We start from the raw sequence: 19,527 nt of genomic DNA on the forward strand, positions 1-19,527 counted from the left end.
TTAATGCGCTCTCCCCTACCTGGTACTTCGTGGGGATAAGTCGACCGAGTCATTCGCTTGCGGCTGAGGGCGGGCCACGCCTCGTGGCCAATCTTGCATCTATCGGCTTAGTCGCCTTCTTTCCCCTGTGGACCTATCCAGCCGCTCTGATCGTCGGCATGCTGGCGACTCTTACGCTTGCGTCCAGCTTAGTCGGTCGCGGGCTCGGCTTCGGCGCACTCCAGGCGGAGGCGCCTGGGGATGCGCCGCCGCCATCACTGACTGGAAGGAGAATCTCAGTCTTCGCGATTCTCGCGCGTTGTGCTGACGCAGGCTATTCGTACCTGACGGGTCCACTTGTCGCGCTGGTCGCCGCTTCGGCCTACCCCCTATACGCGGCGGTAGACCGCTTGAGTCAGTCGTTGGTGAACGTCATGGGAACCGCGACGCAAGGACTAGCGGCTTGGGTCGGTGAGAGCGCAGAGGGCGCTGTGCGTCGGCGAGCCACCTTAGCTGCGCTTATGGCCTTGGCCTTGGGTGTACTTGCGTTGGCCATATTGTCATTTGGGGCGCCTCTTCTTCTGCGATACCTCTTCGCGGGGACCGTGCAGGTGGGCTCGCTTGCTGCTTTTCTGACGGGAGCCGTTGTCTCGGGGGTGTTTCTCTTACGATCTCTATCGGTTATCCTCCTTGTGCCTCAGGGATTAACTACCGCAACATACCGGTTGTTGATGGTGGGCGCATGCCTGGGACTACCATCAGTCGGCGCGGCGGCTGCTCTTCAAGGCAGTATCGGCGCCCTGGCGGTCGCCGGCGCCCTGCCATGGCTAGTTGTTAGCGCGCAGTTGGCAATTGGGTTGCGCAGTCCGCGCTGAAGCCTCGGATAAACCGGTGCGAGCTGGTCCTATCCGCACCGAGACTGCTATGAATGGCATGGAGCGCGTAGGAATTAGTTCTCGGGACCAACTCCGCCATATTCCTGGCCTTGCGGGTAGGCCCTGTTCAGTATGTTGCGCAGTTGGAGATTGATGTGTCAAACCGGAAACCGGTCTCGCGGCGAACAGCGAGCCTGTCGTAGCTAGTGGCGAACCCACGGTGCTTTCTGTGCCGGTGATTCCGCACCCGATGGCGCGCCGTTGCCAGTAGTGGGCCGGGGGCAGACGCTCGCGGACATCCGGCAACCGATCTCGCTTGCGGCGATGCTCCTACTGATCCGTTCGCCCCGGATGGTCGCCCGGATGTCCGTCCGGCGCGGTACGCGGATGTGGCCGAGCATGGCGGTGGACTGGGCGGCTGTCCGCTGCCTGGCCGGGCATGAAGGCTGTGGTCATAGTTTCGCGCTGCTGCTCGTAGGGCAGGTGCCGCTTCGTTGACAGGCCACCCCGGGAGCGGCCCAGCGAGTGTTCGACCGGCTCGCCGGCCAGCGGGTTGACCGCCGCTCGGGAGGCCGCCGGACGCCGGCAGCGGGCTGGTGCGTCCAAGTGATCGTGGAGTCCGCCGACCGAATCCGCTTGAGCAGCCCCGCCTCGGTTCTCATTGCCTGCAGCCTGGACGGAACGGGCCTAGATTCCATTTTCCGAAGAGAGGTCTGCCATGAACGCGTTCCCGCGAAAATGCTGGTGAGTCTGGGGCCGTGAGGGCGTGATCGCAGAGTCGCCTACCCGGCGACTGGTATGGCGCGCTGTGGGTCAGGGCGTCCAGACCGACGTTGCTGATCCAACGCTGAACCTCGGAGGTCCTCGTGGACGCCGGGGGGCCCTCGGCATGGCGCTCCATGTACGCATCGATGATCTATTGAAGGTCCCACCCGATCACGCGCCCATGCGCTCGGCGGTCGGGATCAGACCGCAAATCACCGACGCCGGATAGATCACCCTCGCGGTGATGCAGTCGCTGCTCGGCCAAACCAGCGGGTCCCGCTGCTTGCGTTACGCCCATCCCCGGCTGCGGTACCTCCGGGGGTCTCACCTACTTCTCGGCACCGTCACGCCTGCCGACACCGCAGGCGACTTCTCAATCGAGGCCTAGTTTCAAGCATGGTGGGGCCCGCGGATGTCGGTCCGAGCGAGTCGAAACTGCGTTGGTCGAGGGCCTACAGATCCCGCTCATCGTCCGTTTTACATTTGTGTCCCCGCTGCGCAACATGTTGGTTGGCGGTCTTGGTTATGGAGGTGTTGACTGTCGTCTTGTAAGCGAGGAGCAGGCCGATCGCGATAAGCCCAAGGTTGGTTAAATAGACTGGACCGTTGGCGCCGATGGGACCTCGAATAATACTAAGGCAAGCAAGGCTCGCGTAAGGGGCAAGTAGCGCCATCCGTGAAGGGCTCCCAGAGGCCCAGTCCAAGTCGCATCGTCGTCCTGCGGTGGCAAGTAGGAACATCGCCACGGTCATACCTGCGGCGCCGAAGTCGACATATATCTCGGCCTGTACCGGTAGGGACAGATTGGTGAATACGTATCCGCGATGAGTAGCCACGTCGATAGAAGCGGGACGCTCCTTGTCCGGCCAAATTGCGCGCGGGACGAAGTAGAGCGCTCCAGAGAGGCCGTACGTGCCGAAGGAGTGCCCCAGGTCGTCGACGAAGTCGATCGCGTTGATTGTTTGCTGAAAGCCATCAAAGTCCGGGCTAGCGAGAAACTCGAAACCCTGGGATCCTTCGGCTTGCTCGGTCCCGCGGAAAGCATTTGCGGCGGGGTATGCGACGAGGGTTGCTGTAAGCAGGAGTAAGGCCGTCGCGATGCCGGCCGGACTTGACCTAGGGCGTGTGATGAGAAGCGCCAGCGAGCCGATCGCCGCCGCGCTGAGTGCCCTTGTGTTGACGAAGGGATTGGCGAAGACTACGACTAGGAGGAATGCTGCCAACAGAAGTATCGCGTCTGCGGTCTTGATCCCCGTCCACCTGCCTTGGTCGTATTGGCGCATCACGCGGATGAGGACTAGAAACGCGCCAGCCGTTGCTAGAGCACCGGGAAGAATGCCCACCAGAGCGAGCTGAAGGCCGCCCGCCTCCTGTAGGGATATGCCTCGGGTGGCGAATGCCTCACTGCGGTCGGCGCGAGTAGAAAACATGGCGGCCAAGCCACCGGCGGCCGCGATGGCCTTGGGAGCTAGCGCGCAGCAGGCGAGGACGTAGCCAAGACAGATTGCTCGTCGCGGCACAATCGCCGTCGTCTGGAGCGCACGGACCTGTGGGCGGGAAGGGTTCGGTCTAAAAAAGCCCACATATAGGGTAGCGGTCGCCAAAACCACTAGCAGCAGGGCTGATGTTGTTGACGAACTGAGTAGCACGGCACTGTCTCGCCACGCTGCTGTTCCAGTGGCGAGCTGGTATGTGGGCGCGACGCCTAGCCACGAAAAGTTGAAGACGAATGTTACGAGGGCGACGGGTCGTAACGCCGGATACGCTGCGCGGGCAATCCCAGCCGCTGAAATGCCGGTCTGGATAAAGCAGAGTGTGGCCTGCAATGGGGAAAGTCGGATCAGCCAAGGCAGTAGCAGGACCCCCGCTACCAGCGCGCCAGCCAGGGGGATGATGCCAAAGAACTCCCTAGTGTGTACCGCTTGGGGAGAGTTCGACATCTTGCGTGGGTCAATGACCCCAGATGGTTCATCCTTCTTGTGATGCGGCAGCGCGGTCATCCGGCGCTTCGTGCGAATTCTGCGATGATATCCGCGCTAGCCGCCCAGGTGTAGCGGCCGACCACAGGGGAGGGGTTCACATCGCTTGGCGGGTTCTCCGCCATCGTGCGCAGCACGCGGGCGATGTCGGCGGGATCTTGCGGTCGGAAGTACCGGGCGGCGTCCCCGGCCACCCAGCGGAAGGTGGGGATATCGGAGATCGCCACGCGGCCCCCGGAGGTCAACGCTTCTACTACTGGCAGTCCGAAGCCCTCGTCAAGGCTGGGCACTACCACGGCGGTCGCGGCAGAGTACAGGGCGGCTAGTGCGGCGTCGTCCACGTACCCCACCCACCGCACCTGGCTAGAGGTTGCCACGCCTGCTTCTGCGAAGACCGCGGAACCGCCGCCTGCGATCACGAGAGGAAACGCATGTCGAAGCGATGAGGACAAGAGATGGTAGGCCTCCACGAGTCGGCCGAAGTTCTTTCGCGGGTCGCGGCTTCCCACAGCGAAGAAGAAGCCTTCGATCCCCGACTCGGCCGTGAGGTCGCGTACCTCCTCCGGGAGGTCGGCCGGCGACGAACGACGGAAGACCTCGCTTGGAGCGTTCGGCGCGACCGTGACCCGCTTGCGCGGAAACCGTTGACGCAACTCCTCGGCGACGGGCGCACTGACGGCAACGAGGCCTGCGGCCGTGCGGAGTTGGGCTGCCAGGACGGGTGCGTGCGTTCGCACGTACGCTGCCGAATACCACTCTGGGTGCTGCAGCACAAACAAGTCATGGACGACAAGGGTGTGCTGCCGTGCGAGCACTGGACTTCGAGAGGTCATCGACACTAGTGCTCCGCGCGCGCCCAGGATCGGAAGGGCGGTGTGAGCCCATCCGTGGGAAAGGGCGGCTCGCCCACGCGCCGCCCGGGGAGGCCTCAACAGGCGTCCCGAGTGACGTCGCACCAACTCCGCGGATACCTCGGTCGCATAACGTTGTTGGCCAGTCACCCGTTGGCCGGTGAACGCGCCGTTAACATAGAGGTCAGCCATCGACTAGGTCCTCCTCGGTTGTGTGCTCTAGTCCAGCGCCCAGTCGGGTGACTAGCCCGCTGATCACCTCCCGGAAGTGCTGCACGCTGAACTCCTCCGCGCTCGCACGGACTGATGACCGTTCCAGTGGCTGATCGCGCAGTTGATCAAGGGCGCGGTCCAAAGCATCGGCGTCCTCGCTCTCGACAAAGACAGCGTTTCTTCCCGGCGTGCATGTAGCGAGGTAACCGCCGGCCCGCAAGGCAACGGCAGGCGTGCCGAATTGGAAGGCCTCTATGGGCACGAGTCCCAGGTCCTCCCGAGCTACGCAGATGACTGCGCGCGCGTGCTGGTAGAGCCACCGCAGTTGGGCGTCTGACACCCGGCCGACATGGAGGACGGAGTCCTCGACTGAGGGCTGAACTGTACCGCCGACTACGACAAGCTGTTCTTGCCGCCGGGCAGAGAAGACTGACGTCACGAGGTCCAGGTTCTTGTATGACCGTGGCCGGGAGACCGTTAGGCAGAAGTCCTCATGTACCCCCGGGACCGGTTCTTGTGGGCCTTCCTCGTCAATCCCCGGCGGCGGGATAACTATCGGCGCCTTCAGGCCGTATACACGGCGGATGCGGTCTGCCGTGACTGGGCCGTTCGCCAAGACCACGGCAGCCGAGCGCGTGCGCTGCCGGTCCAGAGCTCGCAGGGGTGCCATGACGACGCCGAGAACGGTATGCCACAAGGGCGGCAAGCCCTTGAAGTAGTCGGCCGGCTCGTACAGCCAGCGCGCGGGAGTGTGACAGTAGACGACTCTGGGGGCACGACCGCGAAGCCAGTGCGCCCACCCGCTAGTGCTGCAGACCACAACCCCGTCATCTACACGATGGGCGAGGAAGGCCAGCCCGGCGAAGGGGGCGAGCGTCCCGCGTCTGCGGGCTAGGGCACGCGGGAGCCAACGCAGGAGCTCTCGAACGTGGAGCTTTCGCACCTCGGGGAAGGTGTTTTCAGGGATGGCGGCTGACGTGGTGACGGAGCCCTCGCCGTGGATTTGCGCGAGGAGGATGGCCACCCGCTCGGCTCCGCCGCGCTGCGTGAAGTAGTCGTGTGCCACGGTGACGGTGACGGGAGCGCCGGCATCCCCATCACTGTGGCTGTCATGGCGGTGAGTTCCCCGTCTCATGGGTGCATCCTCGCCTGTGAGGGAGCTTCCCCGCGCACAGGGTGTACGAGCGCACCTCCATAGGGCACGAGCGGTGTGGTCAGCCAGCGACCGGGGAGGGTTGCCTCCTCCCTTGGCGGGGGACGCCCTGGTCCAAAGGGTTGACCCAGCGGCCATCGCCTAGGGTCAGGTCAGACTTTTCGGGATGCTGGGCCAGCATGCCTTTGGATGAACGAGGTCGCATGAACCTGCGAGAAGTGTTTGCCGCGCTCAGGGGCTGGTGGTGGCTGCCCCTCATCGGTCTTCTCATCGGTGGGGCGCTTGCCCTGGCAGTCAGCCTGCTGCAGACAGCGCTCTACACATCCTCCACTCAGCTGTTCGTCTCCACCCGCGCTACGACATCCACAACCGAGGCCTACCAGGGCAGTCAGTTCTCTCAGCAACGGGTGACCTCCTACGCGCGCCTCATCACCGGTGAGGAGCTGGCCGGGCGGGTCATCGACCGGCTCGGCCTCGACGAGACGCCCGGCGAGCTCAGTGACCAGATAACCGCCACCGCGACCCCGGGCACCGTTCTCATCGACGTCACGGTCACTGATCCCTCAGCGGACCAAGCCCAGCGCATCGCCGACGCACTGGGTGACGAGTTCACGGTCTTTGTCGCAGAGTTGGAGACTCCGGACGACGCCGGTATGTCGCCGGTCAAGGTCACCGTTACCGACGAGCCCGAGGTCGCGAGTGCGCCCAGCTCGCCGGAGACGGCGCGCAACGTCGCCCTCGGATTGCTGGTCGGCGCCCTGCTCGGTGCTGGGCTGGCTATCCTGCGGGCTCGGCTCGATCACACCGTCAAGGACCCCGACGAGGTCGTCGAGCTGGCGGGTGCGCCGGTGATCGGTACCGTCCTGCGCGACGAGGTGTTGGAGAAGCAGCACACCATCGACCGGAACAGCGCCAACCGCACCGCCGAGGACTACCGGCAGCTGCGCAACAACCTGCAGTTCCTCAACGTCGACGAGCCGCCCAAGGTCATCATGGTCTCGAGCGCCCTGCCGTCCGAGGGGAAGACCACCGCGGTGGTCAACCTGGGGCTGGCGCTGGCGGATGCCGGCCGGCGGGTGACCATCGTCGAGGCCGACCTGCGCAAGCCCAAGGTCACCCGCTACCTCGGCATGGTTGGCGGCGTTGGGCTGACCAACATCCTCGCCGGTACGGCGGACCTCGACGAGGTGATCCAGCGGTACGGGGCGGGGGAGCTGTCGGTCATCGCAGCCGGCCCGACCCCGCCCAACCCTGGCGAACTGCTGTCGTCGAGCCACATGTTCGCGCTGCTCGACAAGCTCCGAGTGGAGAACGACTTCGTCCTCGTGGACGCCCCGCCGCTCCTGCCGGTCGCCGACTCCACGGGTCTGGCCGTCTACATGGACGGCGTCCTCCTGTCGGTCCGCTATGGCAGCACGCGCAAGGAGCAGCTCCAGCAGGCCGCGGCGACGCTCGAGCGGGTGGGGGCCAAGACGCTCGGCGTCATCCTCAACATCGTCCCGCCCAAGGCCGAGCTGTCCACCGCCTACGGGTACGGCTACTCGTACGGCTACGACCAGCCGGGCAAGGGCGCGACCGCGGCTGGATGACCCGCCGGTCGACCCGACGGCCTCACTCGTCCGTGTTGCCGACAACACTTTCCGTTATCGAGACGCTGCGGTACGTTCACCCTGTCGGTTGAAGCCTGGACTTCTCGGCACCGACAGTTCTCGCCGAGGCACGGGGGTCTCGGTGCGTCTCACGGGGGTTGGCCATCTCTCTGCTCGGCGAACGTGACGTACCCGTCCGTAACTCTCCGCATGTGTCGCGTAGCTCCTCGTCAGGCTTCACGGCGCGGTTGCGCGGCGAGGGGACGCTGGCCCGGCGCGCCTGGCGGGGGGCTTACGTGCGTCGCATCGTCGGAGCCGATGCGGTCTGTGCCCTGATCGCCGGCGCGCTCGGCTACCTCGTCCGGTTCGGCCCGGCCGGGACGGACGGACAGCACGTGTCGCTCGGGGTCGCCCTGGCACTGCCACTGGTGTGGGTCGCCGCCATGCTGGTCGCCCGCAGCTACGAGGAGCGGTTCCTCTGGGTCGGCGCCGACGAGTTCCGCCGGGTCTTCTTCGCCTCCGCCCTGCTGCTGGCCACGGTCGGCACGGTCTCCTGGGCGTTCAAGCTGGACGTCGCCCGTGGGTTCGTCGTCCTTGCCCTGCCGCTGGCCACCCTGCTGACCCTCGGGCAGCGCTACGCGCAGCGGCAGTGGCTCCACCGCCGGCGCCGGCACGGGCTCTTCCGGCAGACCACCCTGCTCGTCGGCCACCGGGCCGGCGTGGAATCGCTGCACCAGCAGTTGGAGCGCGAGGCTTACCACGGCTACCGCGTCGTCGGATGCGCCCTCCCGGGTGGCCGCGACGTCGCCGCCCAGTTCGACGGCCTGCCGGTGCTGGGCGACCTCGACGAGGTCGTCGACATCGTCCGGGGGTTCGAGGTCGACACGGTCGCCGTCCTGCCCTCTCCCGAACTCGACGGGCCGGCGCTGCGGCGCCTCGGCTGGGACCTCGAGGACACGCGCGCCGAACTCCTGCTGGCCCCTGCGGTCACCGAGGTCGCCGGCCCGCGGGTGCGCATCCGCCCGGTCGCCGGGCTGCCGCTGCTGCACATGGAGCGCCCCGAGCTGACCGGCGTCCGCCGGCTCACCAAGGGGGCCTTCGACCGCACGAGCGCGGCGCTGGGCATCCTCTTCCTCGCGCCGGTGCTGCTCGGCATCGCGCTGGCCGTCAAGGTCACCAGCCACGGCCCGGTGTTCTTCCGGCAGGAGCGGGTCGGCCGCGACGGCCGCACCTTCTCGATGCTCAAGTTCCGCAGCATGGTCGTGGGCGCCGACCGGATGGTCGACGACCTGGCCGAGGAGAGCGACGGCAACGGCGTCCTCTTCAAGAAGAAGGACGACCCCCGGGTCACCCGCGTCGGCAAGGTCCTGCGCCGGTACTCGCTCGACGAGCTCCCGCAGCTCATCAACGTCGTCCGCGGGGACATGTCCCTCGTGGGCCCGCGACCGCCGCTGCAGGGCGAGGTCGAGCGCTACGGCTACGACATGCACCGCCGGTTCCTGGTCAAGCCGGGCCTGACGGGCCTGTGGCAGGTCAGCGGCCGCTCGGACCTCTCCTGGGACGACTCGGTGCGCATCGACGTCCGATACGTCGAGAACTGGTCGCTGACCTTCGACTTCATGATCCTGTGGAAGACCGCAGGTGCGGTGCTCCGCGGGTCCGGGGCCTACTGAGAAGTGACAATGGGCGGGTGCCCCGCCACTGGTCGCCCGAGCCGGTGTTCACCGTGCTCCTCGTCTGCACCGGCAACATCTGCCGGTCGGCGCTCGGTGAGCGCCTGGGGCGGGCGTACCTGGCGGAGGTCCTGGGCCAGGACGCCGACACGGTGCGTCTGGTGAGCGCCGGCGTCCAGGCCGTGGTCGGCTCGGCCATGCACCCCGACAGTGCCTTGGTTCTCCGGGGTCTCGGCGGCCGCCCGGAGGGCTTCGTGGCCCGTCAGCTCGTCGACGACATGGCCATCGACGCCGATCTGACCCTCACCATGACGCGGCAACACCGCCGCGACGTGCTGCGCATGGCGCCCCGCGCGCTGGCCCGGACCTTCACGCTCCGCGAGGCGGCCGGCCTGCTGGAGGTGGTGGGGGAGGACGTCGAGGTCCCCGGCGACGGGCTCGCCGAACGGGCCCGGAACCTCATCAAGGAACTCGCCGCGGCGCGCTCCCGCCGGCAGAGCGGCAGGGGCGACGACATCCGGGACCCGGTCGGACTGCCGGCCGAGGTGCACCAGGAGGTGGGCGACGCGGTCGCGGGAGCGCTCATCCCCGTCCTGTCGCGGATCGCCGCCCTGCGCCGCGCGGACGTCCCGGCCTGAGTCCCGGGCCGCTCAGACGGCGACGGGAGCGGGCAGCTGGACTCGCACGCTGGTGAACAGGACGTCGGCCAGTGGGCGAAGCGCTGCGGCGACCAGGCCGGCGACCTCCTGGTGCACCGCCGCGTGCTGCCCGATCGGGTCGGCGATGTCGTCGCTGTCCGCGGTCGGCCGGCCGGCGCGGGCAGCATCCAGGCGGCGGCCCAGTTCGCGGGCGCGTGCGGTGAGGGGGAGCAGTGACAGGCCGGTCAGGTCCGCCCGCTGCAGCAGGTCCGCGGCCTCGGTCAGCGTGAAGGTCCGGCGCAGGCCTCGAGGATTGGCCTCGAGCGCGGTGCGGCGCTGGTCGCGGGTCATGGTGAGCACCAGGTCGGCGTCCTCGGCCAGCTCCGCGGTGAACTCGCGCGCCTGGAAGCCGACCGGGTCGCTGCCGAGCTCGATGAGCGCGGCAGCGGCGTCCGGGTCCATCGGCCGGCCCGCGACCGCGCTGAGGCCCGCGCTGTCGATCTGGACGGCGTCGGCCTCGGGGCTGTGTGCCAGCTTCTCCGCTGCCCACGTCGTTGCGAGGCGCTCGGCGACCGCCGAGCGGCACACGTTGCCGGTGCAGACGAACAGGATGCGCACGACTCGACGCTAGGGCGGCTCGGTTTGCGACAGGCGCATTCTCCAACGGACCTCACCCGCGCTGGGGAGACGCATGCGCATCGCCCGGCGCAGTCACACTTGGCGGCTTAAGCATGCGGTGCCCGCCAGATCGCGACAAGCTGCGCATCTTCAGGCCGCTCTCAAGCGTGGATAGGTGATCACGAGCCTGCCCCAAAGACTTTCTCGTGAACAGCGAGCTGCCAGCCTTCGACGCCAGCTTGCAGTCGGAGATCTTCGCGGGCCCGACACAACCTGACCGGGCAGCGACATACGCAGTGACCGCCTACCTAGCCGGACCAGGGTGACGGTCGCATCGCATCGGATCTGACCGGTGTAGCAGCAGGTATCAGCGGACGCCCTGAGCGCCTCTTCCCGACAGGTCCGATGAGGGCCCAGTCCAGTCCCCCGGGTGCCGCTCGGAGGCGCCCGTGGCCGGCCGACAGGAGGAACGCCATGGCCTACGACGCACCACCCAACGACCCGCAGCCCCAGGGGTCGCCACCCCAGGACGGGGGGACGCGGCGCGAAGGCTTTCTGGGCTTCATGACCAGCCTTCCGGGGGTCCTCACCGCGGTGGCGGGCCTTGTTACGGCAGTGACCGGCGGCGTCGGCCTGTACCTCAGCCAGGACGACAAGCCCAACACGGAAACGAGCGACACCTACATCACCGTGGAGGCCGCCCCGGTTCCGGAGGGGCGGGGCCAGGTCGACGCCGCCGATCTGGAAACCGGGGTGTCCGAGGTCTCCGGGGACGACCAGGTCACCGCCCTGGTCAATGGCTGCCTGAATGGTAACAACAGTGCCTGCGACACACTGCTCTACACGCTCGCGGACGAGTGCTCCGCGGGCTACCCGCTCAGTTGTGATGTCCTCTATCAAGTCTCTGCGGTGGGCTCTGCCTACGAGGACTACGGCGCGACGTGCGGCGGGCGTGTTTACGACTGGACGTACGCGGGCGCCTGCAGCAGGCTGTGATGAGCGTCCGCGAAAGTCCCGACGGATTCAGACGGGCGGCCCTGCCAGCCCGGAGCCCCCTCGGTCGAGCTGTCGATCGACCGGTCTTCTGGTGGAGTGCTGCGGCGATCTTCTTCGCCAACGCCTGGCTCTCGGCCGCTGATGGGCGCTGGGCTCTGGCCGTCCTGGAGGCGCTGACCTGCCTGTGGGCCGTGGTCGCTGGCGTGACGGCGCAGCTCACGTCCACGAGCTCGCGCGAGTCGACGGGTACGTCGCCGGCGGTGACCGACGATCCGGGAGAGTCCCCTGGAGTGGTGTAAGAACTCTCTTCAGACCGACAGCCAGCTGCCGATAGCCGATGAGGGCGCAGGCCAGCTGCAGTAGGCCGAGATGGATGTCGGCGCGGCGCTCGTAGCGGGTGCGGAGCCGTTCGAAGGCGTGCAACCAGGCAAAGCCGCGCTCGACCACCCAGCGCTGGCGGCCCAGGCCGGAGCCGTGGGTCACGCCGCGGCGGGCGATGCGCGGCGTGATGCGCGCTGGCGCAGGTGCCGGCGCTAGGCGTCGAAGTCGTAGCCGCGGTCGGCGAACAGCTCCCGCGGGCGCCGGCGCGGCCGGCGGCGTCCGCCGCGGACCGGTGGGATGGCCTCGATCAGCGGGATGAGCTGGGTGATGTCGTGGCGGTTGCCGCCGGGCAGCGTGACCGCGAGCGGGATGCCGCCGGCGTCGACGATCAGGTGGTGCTTGGAGCCGGGCCGGCCGCGGTCGACCGGGGACGGGCCGACGTGGTCCCCACCTTGAGCGCGCGGATGTGGGAGCCGTCGACCGCGCACCGGTCCAAGTCCAGTTCGCCGAGGGCGCGCAGCTGAACGGGTAGCAGCTCGTGCAGGGCCGGCCACACGCCGGCCTCGGTCCAGTCCCGTAGCCGCCACCAGCAGGTGACCCCGGAGCAGCCGACCAGGGACGTGGGCAGCTGGTTCCAGGTGATCCCGCTCTTGAGCACGAACACGATCCCGGCCCACGCGGCCCGGTCATCGATCGGTCGCCGTCCGGGATAGCGGTGGCGGCGCGGCTTGGGCGGCGGCAGCAGCGGAGCGATCCGCTCCTACAGCCCGTCAGGGACGAGCTCCTCGATCACCCATCGCGGTCCTCAACAACTTCGTCACCGAGCACGCGATGGCCGATGCCGGCGTCCTGCCGTCAAGTATTGCGTGATCGGATGGTCCGGGCCGAGCGCCCGGCGGCAGCGCTGCAGGGTGTCGTGGCGCAGGGCGCGGGCCGACTCGGCGTCGCCCAGCCGGGTCAGGACATCGGTCAGGGCGGTCGCCGCCCACAGCGTGGTGGCGTGGTCAGGGCCGAACACCCGGCGGCCGCGCTGGAGGGCGTCCTGCGCCAGGGCGCGGGCCGGCTCCACCTCGTCCAGCTGGGCCAGGGCGATGCTCAGGGTGGCTGCCGTGAACAGGGTGGTGGAGTGGTCCAAGCCGTACACCCGTTGGCAATGCTGAAGCGTGTCCTGCCCCAGGTTGCGAGCCGGCTCCCATTCACCCAGCCGAATCAAGGCGAGGACCAGGCCGGTCGCCGCCCACAGGGTGATCGGATGGTCCTTGCCGAACACTCGGCGGCAGCGGTGCAGGGCGTCCTGGCCCAGGTCGCGGGCCGACTCCCCCTGGCCCAGCAAGGCCAGGGCGTGGGCGAGACCGCCCGCCGTCGTCAGCGTGATCAGGTGGTCCGGGCTGAACACTCGGCGGCAGCGCTGCAGAGCGTCCTCAGCCAGGGCTCGGGCCGGCCGCGCCTTGCCCAGCACAACCAGGGCGTTGATCAAGGCGGTCCCCGCCAGCAGAGTTGTGGGGTGGTCCGGGCCGAGGACCCGGCGGCCGCGATGCAACGTGTCCTCGGCCAGGGCGCGGGCCGCTTCTACTTCGTCCAGCTGGGCCAGGGCGATGCTCAGGGCGGCCGCCGCCGTCAGGGTGGTCGGGGCGTCGGGGCCGAGCGCCCGGCGGCAGCGCTGCAGGGTGTCCTCACCCAGAGCGCGGGCCGACTCTCCCTGGCCCAACCCGCTCAAAGCAAGGATGAGGCTGCCAGCGGCGGTGAGGGTGTCAGGGTGGTCAGGGCCGAGGAGCGCCCGCCAGCCGTCGAGCAGCTGTTCGCACAGGGCTCGACTGCCGGAGATGTCGCCGTGGGCAGCCAGGTAGCGCGTGATGTCCAGAACCAGTCGCCGGCCGGCTGGCGAAGGTTCGGCCAGCGGGCTGGTCACGAGCACGTGAGGCGCGAGGGCGGCGTAGGCGGCCCAACCGGCCGGATCGTCCGGGTCGCCGGGATGAGCTGCAGTCAGTAGCGCCACCACCTGCTCGGCGGTGGTCTGCTGCAGTTCGGGCGTCATCTGGTGGCGGATCACCGCCTGCACCAGCCGGTGTACCTGGAAGTCGTCGGGATGGCGGCGTGCAAGGGAGTAGCCGACCAGTGCGCCGACGGCATCGGCGAGGGCGTCGGGATCGGCCGCGGTGCTGCGCAGTGGCTCCTCCAGCAACGCGGCGTGCTCGGTGAACAGGCGGAGCGGAATGGGTTCGGGGGCGAGGAAGGCGGCCAGCTCCAGAAGTCGGACCCCGGCCGGGTCCTCGCACCTGAGTCGCTCCAGGGACAGCGCCCAGGCGGTGTCGAGCCGCCCGGAGTAGCCGACCACCTCGCCGCGGGCCAGCAGGCCGGCGCGGCGGGTACGGAACCGGCGCAGGTAGTCGGCCGGTGGCAGGTCGGTCTGCTCCAGGTAGCCGGCGGCCTGAGCGGCGGCCAACGGCAGATCACCCAGCTCGGCGGCGAGCTTGTCCGCCAGCTCTTCGCTGAGGGTTGGGATGCGGGCGCGCAGCAACGCGATCGTCTCCGCCCGGGCCAGCACGTCGACCTCCAGCCGGCCGCCCAGTGCCCCCCAGCCGGGATTGCGGGAGGTGATCAGCAGATGTCCTGGCCCGCCGGGCCGATAGGCGGCGATGTCGGCCGGCCGCTCGGCGTTGTCGAAGACCAGCAGCCAGCGGTCCCGGTGGCGCAGCTCGGCCAGCAGCCGGTCGACGGTGGCGGCCACCGTCGACCCGGCCCCGAGGTCCAGCCGCTCGGCGAGCCGAGCGAGTTGCTGGGGGATGAGCACCGGTTGTTCGGCGTCGATCCACCAGACCACGTCGTAGTCAGCGGCGAAGCGGTGGGCGTACTCGAGCGCCAGCTGGGTCTTGCCCACCCCGCCCAACCCGTAGAGCGCCTGGACCGTCAGCGTTCCTTCACCGGCGCGCAGTCGCCGGCGCAGCCGGGTGAGCATGCCGTCCCGGCCGGTGAACCGAGGATTGCGCGGTGGCACCTTCCACACCCCCGGAAGCGCCCCGGCAAACCCGGGTCTGGCCGTCTTCGCGAGGCCGGCCCTCGGGAACGGCGGCGCCGCTGTGGGCCGCCTCCCGGTCAGCCGGGCCCGCAGCCGGGCCGCCGCCGCGGCCTCGTCCAACCCCGTCAGGTCGACGTGGATCAGTGGCGCGTACAACGCCGGCAGGGTGACCGGCTCGACGATCACCGGCACGATCCGCCCCTGCGCTGCCGCGGACTGCGCGAACGCCGCGTGCAACTCGGCTCCGCCGAACGCTGAGGCGAAGTAGGCCTCGCTGCACACCGCCAGCAGCCGGTCTGCGCGCTCCAGGGCCGCGGCCATGCGGGCGACGAAGTCCTCACCGGGAGCCCAGTCCCACACGTCCAGCTCGACGCTGTGTCCGGCCTCGTGCAGCTGCCAGGCCAGCCACTCCGCCCAGGCGGTGTCCCGGCCGGCGTGGCTGATGAAGAAGTCGACCCCCCGACCGCTCACGCACCACGCCTACACCCCTCACCCGCGGTATGCGATACCTGTTGCCGCCCGGGCACGGCACCCATCAGTTGAGCCCCGCAGGGCCCCGGTCAGCGGTACCGGCGCGGCTTGTTATCGACGTTCCTGTCAGGTGGCGACGGTCGTCTGCCGGTGTTCTTGAGCGGAGCACTCAACATCACCTGCTCATCCGTGCCCCGCGAAACTCCGAGGTCGATGCTGCGGAACCCGGCGAAGTGCTCCTGGATCATCCGGTGGATGAACACGTAGCCTCCGCTCGTCCCCCTGTAGAGAAGCCGCAGTTGAACTGCGTAGTTGAGCCAGCGCACGTACCGCAAGGGGGCGGCGCCACACCTCCACAGGAGCAGTCGGAGCAGACCGTGCTGTGCTGCGGCGCCCAGCCCGTAGGCCAGTCCGGAGATCAGGCCAACGGCCGGCCCCACCCGCAGCCCGTTCTCCAACCCGCTCGCTGGCCCGCTCATCGCTGCCTCGACCAGCCCGACGGCCAGCCCGACGACCAGGCAGACGAGGAGGGCGAGGCCCGCCCCGTTGCGGATCGACCTCGTGATCCCCTCGTTCGGGGTGGCGTGCAACGGGATCGCACCGGGTCTCATGCCGGCGACGAGCCAGGCACCCAGCCCGCCGACCAGTCCGACGCTCAGCCCGAAGGCCGGGCTGCCGTGGAGCACGAAGGGCAGCCCGACGATCACCTCGAAGAAGAGGGTCACGGCGAGAACGGTCCGCAGCTTCGATCGGGCCTGCGCCCATGACCAGGAGAGGCGTTCTGCTGTGTTGGGTGGGCCGACCAGCCCGGCAGCCACCCCGGCGATCAACCCCACGGTCAACCCCACGAACAGCCCCCCGACCACCCTCTCGACCAGCCCGCCGTCCGACTCGGAGCGCAACCCGACATCCAGCCCCGCAGGCAGCCCGACAGCCACGCCGACGCTCAGCCCGGCACCCAGCCCGGCCCCCGTCCCGCGCAGGCCCGCGGCGAACACCACGCTCAGCGCGGCGCTGGATCCGCCGCTCGCGCCCTCCCTCCATCCAAGGGGCAGCCCAGCGCTGACCGCGTAGATCAGCCCGATGATCAGGGCCATCCGACCGCCTCGTCGAGCGCCCGGGCGACCGGGCCGTCGTCGCCGGTGCCGTCGAGCTCGAGCAGCAGCGCCGGCCGGCGGGTGCGCCAGGGGGTCCGGAGCAGCGCGGTGAGCGTCTCGCGGGTGCGGTCGCGGTCGACCAGGGGCGTACCGAGCAGCTGGTAGTCGTGGTTCCACGACACCAGGGCGGGGACGGGGACCTTCCGCCGCCACCGTGCCGTCGGCAGGACGGGCAGGCACGCGTCGAGCTCCCGGCCGCGCCGGACCACGAGCAGCCGGGCGGTGTCCCCCTGCGGCAGGTGCCTCATCGCCGGCAGCAGGACGTCGGGCTCGTTGCACGGGTTCGGCTCGGCGGCGCGCTGGGCCAGGTCCCGCCAGGCCGCGACGACGTCCGGCGTGACCTCGCGCTCGGCGAGCAGCGCGACGACGGGCTCAGCGGACACGGGAGGTCACGGTCCTCAGCAGGTCGGCGACGGTCGACCGGGCGCCCAGCAGCGCGCCGAGCGCCCCGCCGGCCGCACCGGCCGCGATCACGGCGGCCAGGGAGGCGACGCCGGGCTCCATCAGGACGAGGACCGGCGCGGCGAGGGCCGCCGTCCCCAGGGAGACCCACACGGCCGGCAGCATCGCCCGCCCGCACTCGGCGAGCGACGAGCCCACCAACCGGTTGGCCACCACGATCCGGCAGGCCATGTAGACCACGCCGGAGACCAGGTGGACCCAGGCGACGGCGGTGATGCCCCGGCTCGCGATGAGGAAGAAGGCCGCGGTCTCGACGGTCGCGAAGACGATGTCCAGCCGGAGGAGCAGCCCCGGCCGGCCGAGCGCGGGGAAGATGTCACCGGAGGCGTAGCCGATGGCGTTCACCCCGGCCGCCAGCGCCAGCAGGACCATCGGCACCACGGCCGGCAGCCACTGCTCGGAGAACAGCACCGGGACCGCGTCCCGGGCCACCAGTGCCAGCGCCGTCCCCATGGGGAAGCCGAAGAACGTCAGCAGGGTCAGGGCCCGGAGCATCGAGTCCTTGAAGCTCTCCGCCGTCCCCTCCGCCCGGGCGCGGGAGTACAGGGGCAGGGCGATGCTGGAGAAGATCCAGTAGACGTTGTCGATCAGCAGCTCGGGCAGCCGGTAGGCCATCGTGTACTGCCCGAGGTCCTCCGCGCCGAGGACCCGGCCGATCGCCAGGTAGTCGGCGTTCGTGGAGATGACCGACACCGCCTGCACGGCCACCACCGCCAGGCCGAAGCTCAGCAGCGTGGGGACGGCGGTCCGGTCGACGGTGAACCGCGGGCGGAAGGGCACCAGCAGCCAGTTGACGACCGTCCCGGCGACCTCGGCGGCCAGCAGTCCCCACACCAGGGCCCAGACCCCCATGCCGGCGAAGGCCAGCACGACCGACACCACGAGCCGCGTCAGGGCGCGGGCGATCTCCGCCCGGGTCCGCCGCCGGAAGTCCAGGTCCCGCCGGAGCACCGCGTCGTGGACCTGTCCCAGGCTCCGGATGAGCAGGTAGAAGGCCACCGCCCGGAAGACGTCGACCTGGTCGGGGACGCGGAACCACAGCGCCACCAGCGGGGCGGCGGCCACGAACGCCCCGGTCAGCAGGACGGCGACGCCCACGTTGAGCGTGAAGGCGGTCTGGACCCGCGGGGTGATGCCCTTCTCCTGGTCGTGGATCAGGGCCGACCCGACGCCGAGGTCCAGGCCGATCTCGAAGATGGCGATCACGGTCATCGCCGCGGCGACGACACCGAAGTCCTCGGGCACCAGCAACCGGGCCAGGACCAGCGTGGAGACGAAGACGGCCAGCTTGGTCGTGCCGAAGGACAGCCCCGCCCACACGAAGCTGTGCCACGCGCTGCGGTCACCCCGCCGCACCGGCTCGGGCGTCACAGGTGCCCGGAGGTGCCCCTCGACGTCGGAGTCAGTCACCGGCGTCCCCCGACCGTCGGCGGTCCAGCGCCCCCGCCACGCGGCGCCGGAGCCGGCCGGCGAGCCAGCCGGCGGCCCGCGGGGTGGGGCGCAGGGCCCGCAGCCGCACGTCCGGGCGGGTGCCGGTGGCGTAGTCGGCCTTGTAGTCCTCCTCGCCGCGGAGGAAGTCGTACTCGACCCACCCCTCGCCCGCCAGGCCCAGGACGCCCTGGCACATCACGGTCCGGCCCGGGGAGTGACCGACGCCCGGGCGGAAGGCGCTCTGGTAGGCGTAGGCCCGGTCCCCGTGGAGCAGGACGTACTCGAACGCGATGTCCTGGTCGGCTGTCGACAGCCGGTTCACCCGGGCCATCCCCGCCGCGGCCAGCCGGGTGGCGACGGTGAGGTGGAAGGTCCGCCGCTCGGGCGTGGAGAAGACGACGGACCGCTCGCCGAAGCGGTCGTTGTGCAGGTCCATCAGCGTCTCGAGGGCAGGCCCCACCTCGGCGGGATCCGTCACGCTGGAGTACCCGCCTCCGGCTCGCTGCACCCACTTCAGGCCGCGGGCGCCGCGGCGGACCAGGCGCTGCCGCACCTCCTCCGACCGCAGGTCCATCACCGCCACAGGCTCCACCTGAGGGCGCAGCGGCAGACAGCGGGGCCACCGCAGCTCCCGCGTCAGGGCGCGGGCCAGCGCGCCGTCCTGCAGCAGCCCCTCGAAGTCGGCCATGTCCCACCGCAGCACCCGGGCCACGTACCGCGCCGCGGCCGCGGCCACCTCCTCGCGGTCGCGAGGCGCCGCGACCACGTCGAGGTGGTCGGCGCCCAGGTCGCCGGCCGCCGCGCAGCGGACCACCCGCAGGCCCGTCGGGTCCGGGGCAACCTCGAGCGGGAGGACGCCGACGGTCTGCCCGCCGGGGCGGTCGACCACCAGGACGACGCAGTGGCGCGCGAGCGTGGGGCTCTCGGCGAGCGCGGAGAACCACTCCCAGGTGAGGAAGGGTGTGTCGACGCCACCGCGCTCCTGCAGTCGGCGCCACTCCGACGCCAACGACGGTGTGGCGGGGTCGACCGCGCGCACGACGAGGCCCCCCGTGGTCCGCTCCAACAACGTCCGTGCCTCCTCGCGGGCCCGTCGGTTCCGACGTCGTCCACGCGCAGCGGCGCGGGGGAAACTCGCCCGTAACGCAATCGTGCCAGGTCGGCCGTCGATCGCGGAGCCGTCGGCGGTCCGCTCACCCGAACGGGCCCGAGGCCGGAGTCCATCCCGGAGCTGCCGGGGCCGCGGTGGGGACGTGTGTGACGGCGCCGCTTGTGGTGTTCGTCACCCACCCTGCTCCCGCGTCGGGACGGGTGTCCTCCGACGGGATGACGAGGGCTGC

At 69.6% G+C, this 19,527-nt stretch carries 13 protein-coding genes and 1 pseudogene; 4 read left to right on the top strand and 10 right to left on the bottom strand.

Features of this window, described 5'->3' with window-relative positions; all coding sequences use genetic code 11:
• Positions 1-2,071 precede the first annotated feature (2,071 nt).
• The 3 genes from ACU610_RS21760 to ACU610_RS21770 all read right to left on the bottom strand — a co-directional run bounded on the left by ACU610_RS21760 (position 2,072) and on the right by ACU610_RS21770 (position 5,728).
• Positions 2,072-3,619: a hypothetical protein gene (locus ACU610_RS21760; protein ID WP_446769777.1), complete on the bottom strand. Its 1,548-nt coding sequence runs from the start codon at positions 3,617-3,619 to the stop codon at positions 2,072-2,074.
• Positions 3,616-4,371 carry a glycosyltransferase family 4 protein gene (locus ACU610_RS21765; RefSeq protein WP_446769778.1) on the bottom strand — a complete coding sequence of 252 codons (756 nt, stop codon included), beginning with the start codon at positions 4,369-4,371 and terminating at the stop codon, positions 3,616-3,618. The genes ACU610_RS21760 and ACU610_RS21765 overlap by 4 nt, the downstream gene beginning before the upstream one ends.
• A gap of 262 nt (positions 4,372-4,633) precedes the next feature.
• A complete protein-coding gene (locus ACU610_RS21770; RefSeq protein WP_446769779.1) occupies positions 4,634-5,728 on the bottom strand; it encodes a glycosyltransferase in 1,095 nt (364 codons plus the stop codon).
• A gap of 290 nt (positions 5,729-6,018) precedes the next feature.
• Between ACU610_RS21770 and ACU610_RS21775 the strand changes: the two genes are divergently transcribed.
• The 3 genes from ACU610_RS21775 (at position 6,019) to ACU610_RS21785 (ending at position 9,715) form a co-directional block, all read left to right on the top strand.
• On the top strand, positions 6,019-7,404 hold the full coding sequence (locus tag ACU610_RS21775; protein WP_446769780.1) for a polysaccharide biosynthesis tyrosine autokinase: 1,386 nt from the start codon (positions 6,019-6,021) through the stop codon (positions 7,402-7,404).
• 296 nt (positions 7,405-7,700) lie between these two features.
• Entirely contained in the window at positions 7,701-9,077 is a 1,377-nt protein-coding gene (locus tag ACU610_RS21780; RefSeq protein WP_446769781.1) for a sugar transferase, read from the top strand.
• A 17-nt stretch (positions 9,078-9,094) separates the two neighbouring features.
• Positions 9,095-9,715, top strand: coding sequence for an arsenate reductase/protein-tyrosine-phosphatase family protein (locus ACU610_RS21785; protein WP_446769782.1), 621 nt, complete (start codon positions 9,095-9,097; stop codon positions 9,713-9,715).
• Between the two features lie 12 nt (positions 9,716-9,727).
• Here the strand turns inward: ACU610_RS21785 and ACU610_RS21790 are convergent, their stop codons facing one another.
• Complete coding sequence (locus ACU610_RS21790; RefSeq protein WP_446769783.1) at positions 9,728-10,333, bottom strand: arsenate reductase/protein-tyrosine-phosphatase family protein; 606 nt, start codon at positions 10,331-10,333, stop codon at positions 9,728-9,730.
• 474 nt (positions 10,334-10,807) lie between these two features.
• On the opposite strand from ACU610_RS21790, the gene ACU610_RS21795 reads away from it, so the two are divergent.
• Positions 10,808-11,329: a hypothetical protein gene (locus ACU610_RS21795; RefSeq protein ID WP_446769784.1), complete on the top strand. Its 522-nt coding sequence runs from the start codon at positions 10,808-10,810 to the stop codon at positions 11,327-11,329.
• Between the two features lie 321 nt (positions 11,330-11,650).
• Here the strand turns inward: ACU610_RS21795 and ACU610_RS21800 are convergent.
• The 6 genes and pseudogenes from ACU610_RS21800 to ACU610_RS21825 form a co-directional block, all read right to left on the bottom strand.
• A pseudogene (locus tag ACU610_RS21800) lies at positions 11,651-12,404 on the bottom strand (IS5 family transposase); the annotation flags it as partial.
• A 63-nt stretch (positions 12,405-12,467) separates the two neighbouring features.
• The gene (fxsT, locus tag ACU610_RS21805; protein ID WP_446769785.1) at positions 12,468-15,137 is read right to left on the bottom strand and encodes an FxSxx-COOH system tetratricopeptide repeat protein; all 2,670 of its coding nucleotides are present in this window, start codon (positions 15,135-15,137) and stop codon (positions 12,468-12,470) included.
• Positions 15,138-15,226: 89 nt separating this feature from the next.
• Complete coding sequence (locus tag ACU610_RS21810; RefSeq protein ID WP_446769786.1) at positions 15,227-16,234, bottom strand: hypothetical protein; 1,008 nt, start codon at positions 16,232-16,234, stop codon at positions 15,227-15,229.
• Positions 16,225-16,677, bottom strand: coding sequence for a hypothetical protein (locus tag ACU610_RS21815; protein WP_446769787.1), 453 nt, complete (start codon positions 16,675-16,677; stop codon positions 16,225-16,227). The genes ACU610_RS21810 and ACU610_RS21815 overlap by 10 nt, the downstream gene beginning before the upstream one ends.
• Positions 16,667-18,166, bottom strand: a complete 1,500-nt coding sequence (locus ACU610_RS21820) for a lipopolysaccharide biosynthesis protein (RefSeq protein WP_446769788.1) — start codon at positions 18,164-18,166, stop codon at positions 16,667-16,669. Before ACU610_RS21820 ends, ACU610_RS21815 begins: the two co-directional genes overlap by 11 nt.
• Positions 18,159-19,256, bottom strand: coding sequence for a GNAT family N-acetyltransferase (locus ACU610_RS21825; RefSeq protein ID WP_446769789.1), 1,098 nt, complete (start codon positions 19,254-19,256; stop codon positions 18,159-18,161). Before ACU610_RS21825 ends, ACU610_RS21820 begins: the two co-directional genes overlap by 8 nt.
• Between the last annotated feature and the right edge of the window lie 271 nt (positions 19,257-19,527).

It is taken from the genome of Geodermatophilus sp. URMC 61 (assembly GCF_052931555.1).

Excerpts from the sequence above, each read along its gene's own strand:
- ACU610_RS21760 (WP_446769777.1), bottom strand. The coding sequence starts at position 3,619 with ATGACCGCGCTGCCGCATCACAAGAAGGATGAACCATCTGGGGTCATT.
- ACU610_RS21775 (WP_446769780.1), top strand. The coding sequence starts at position 6,019 with ATGAACCTGCGAGAAGTGTTTGCCGCGCTCAGGGGCTGGTGGTGGCTG.
- ACU610_RS21795 (WP_446769784.1), top strand. The coding sequence starts at position 10,808 with ATGGCCTACGACGCACCACCCAACGACCCGCAGCCCCAGGGGTCGCCA.
- ACU610_RS21810 (WP_446769786.1), bottom strand. The coding sequence starts at position 16,234 with ATGGCCCTGATCATCGGGCTGATCTACGCGGTCAGCGCTGGGCTGCCC.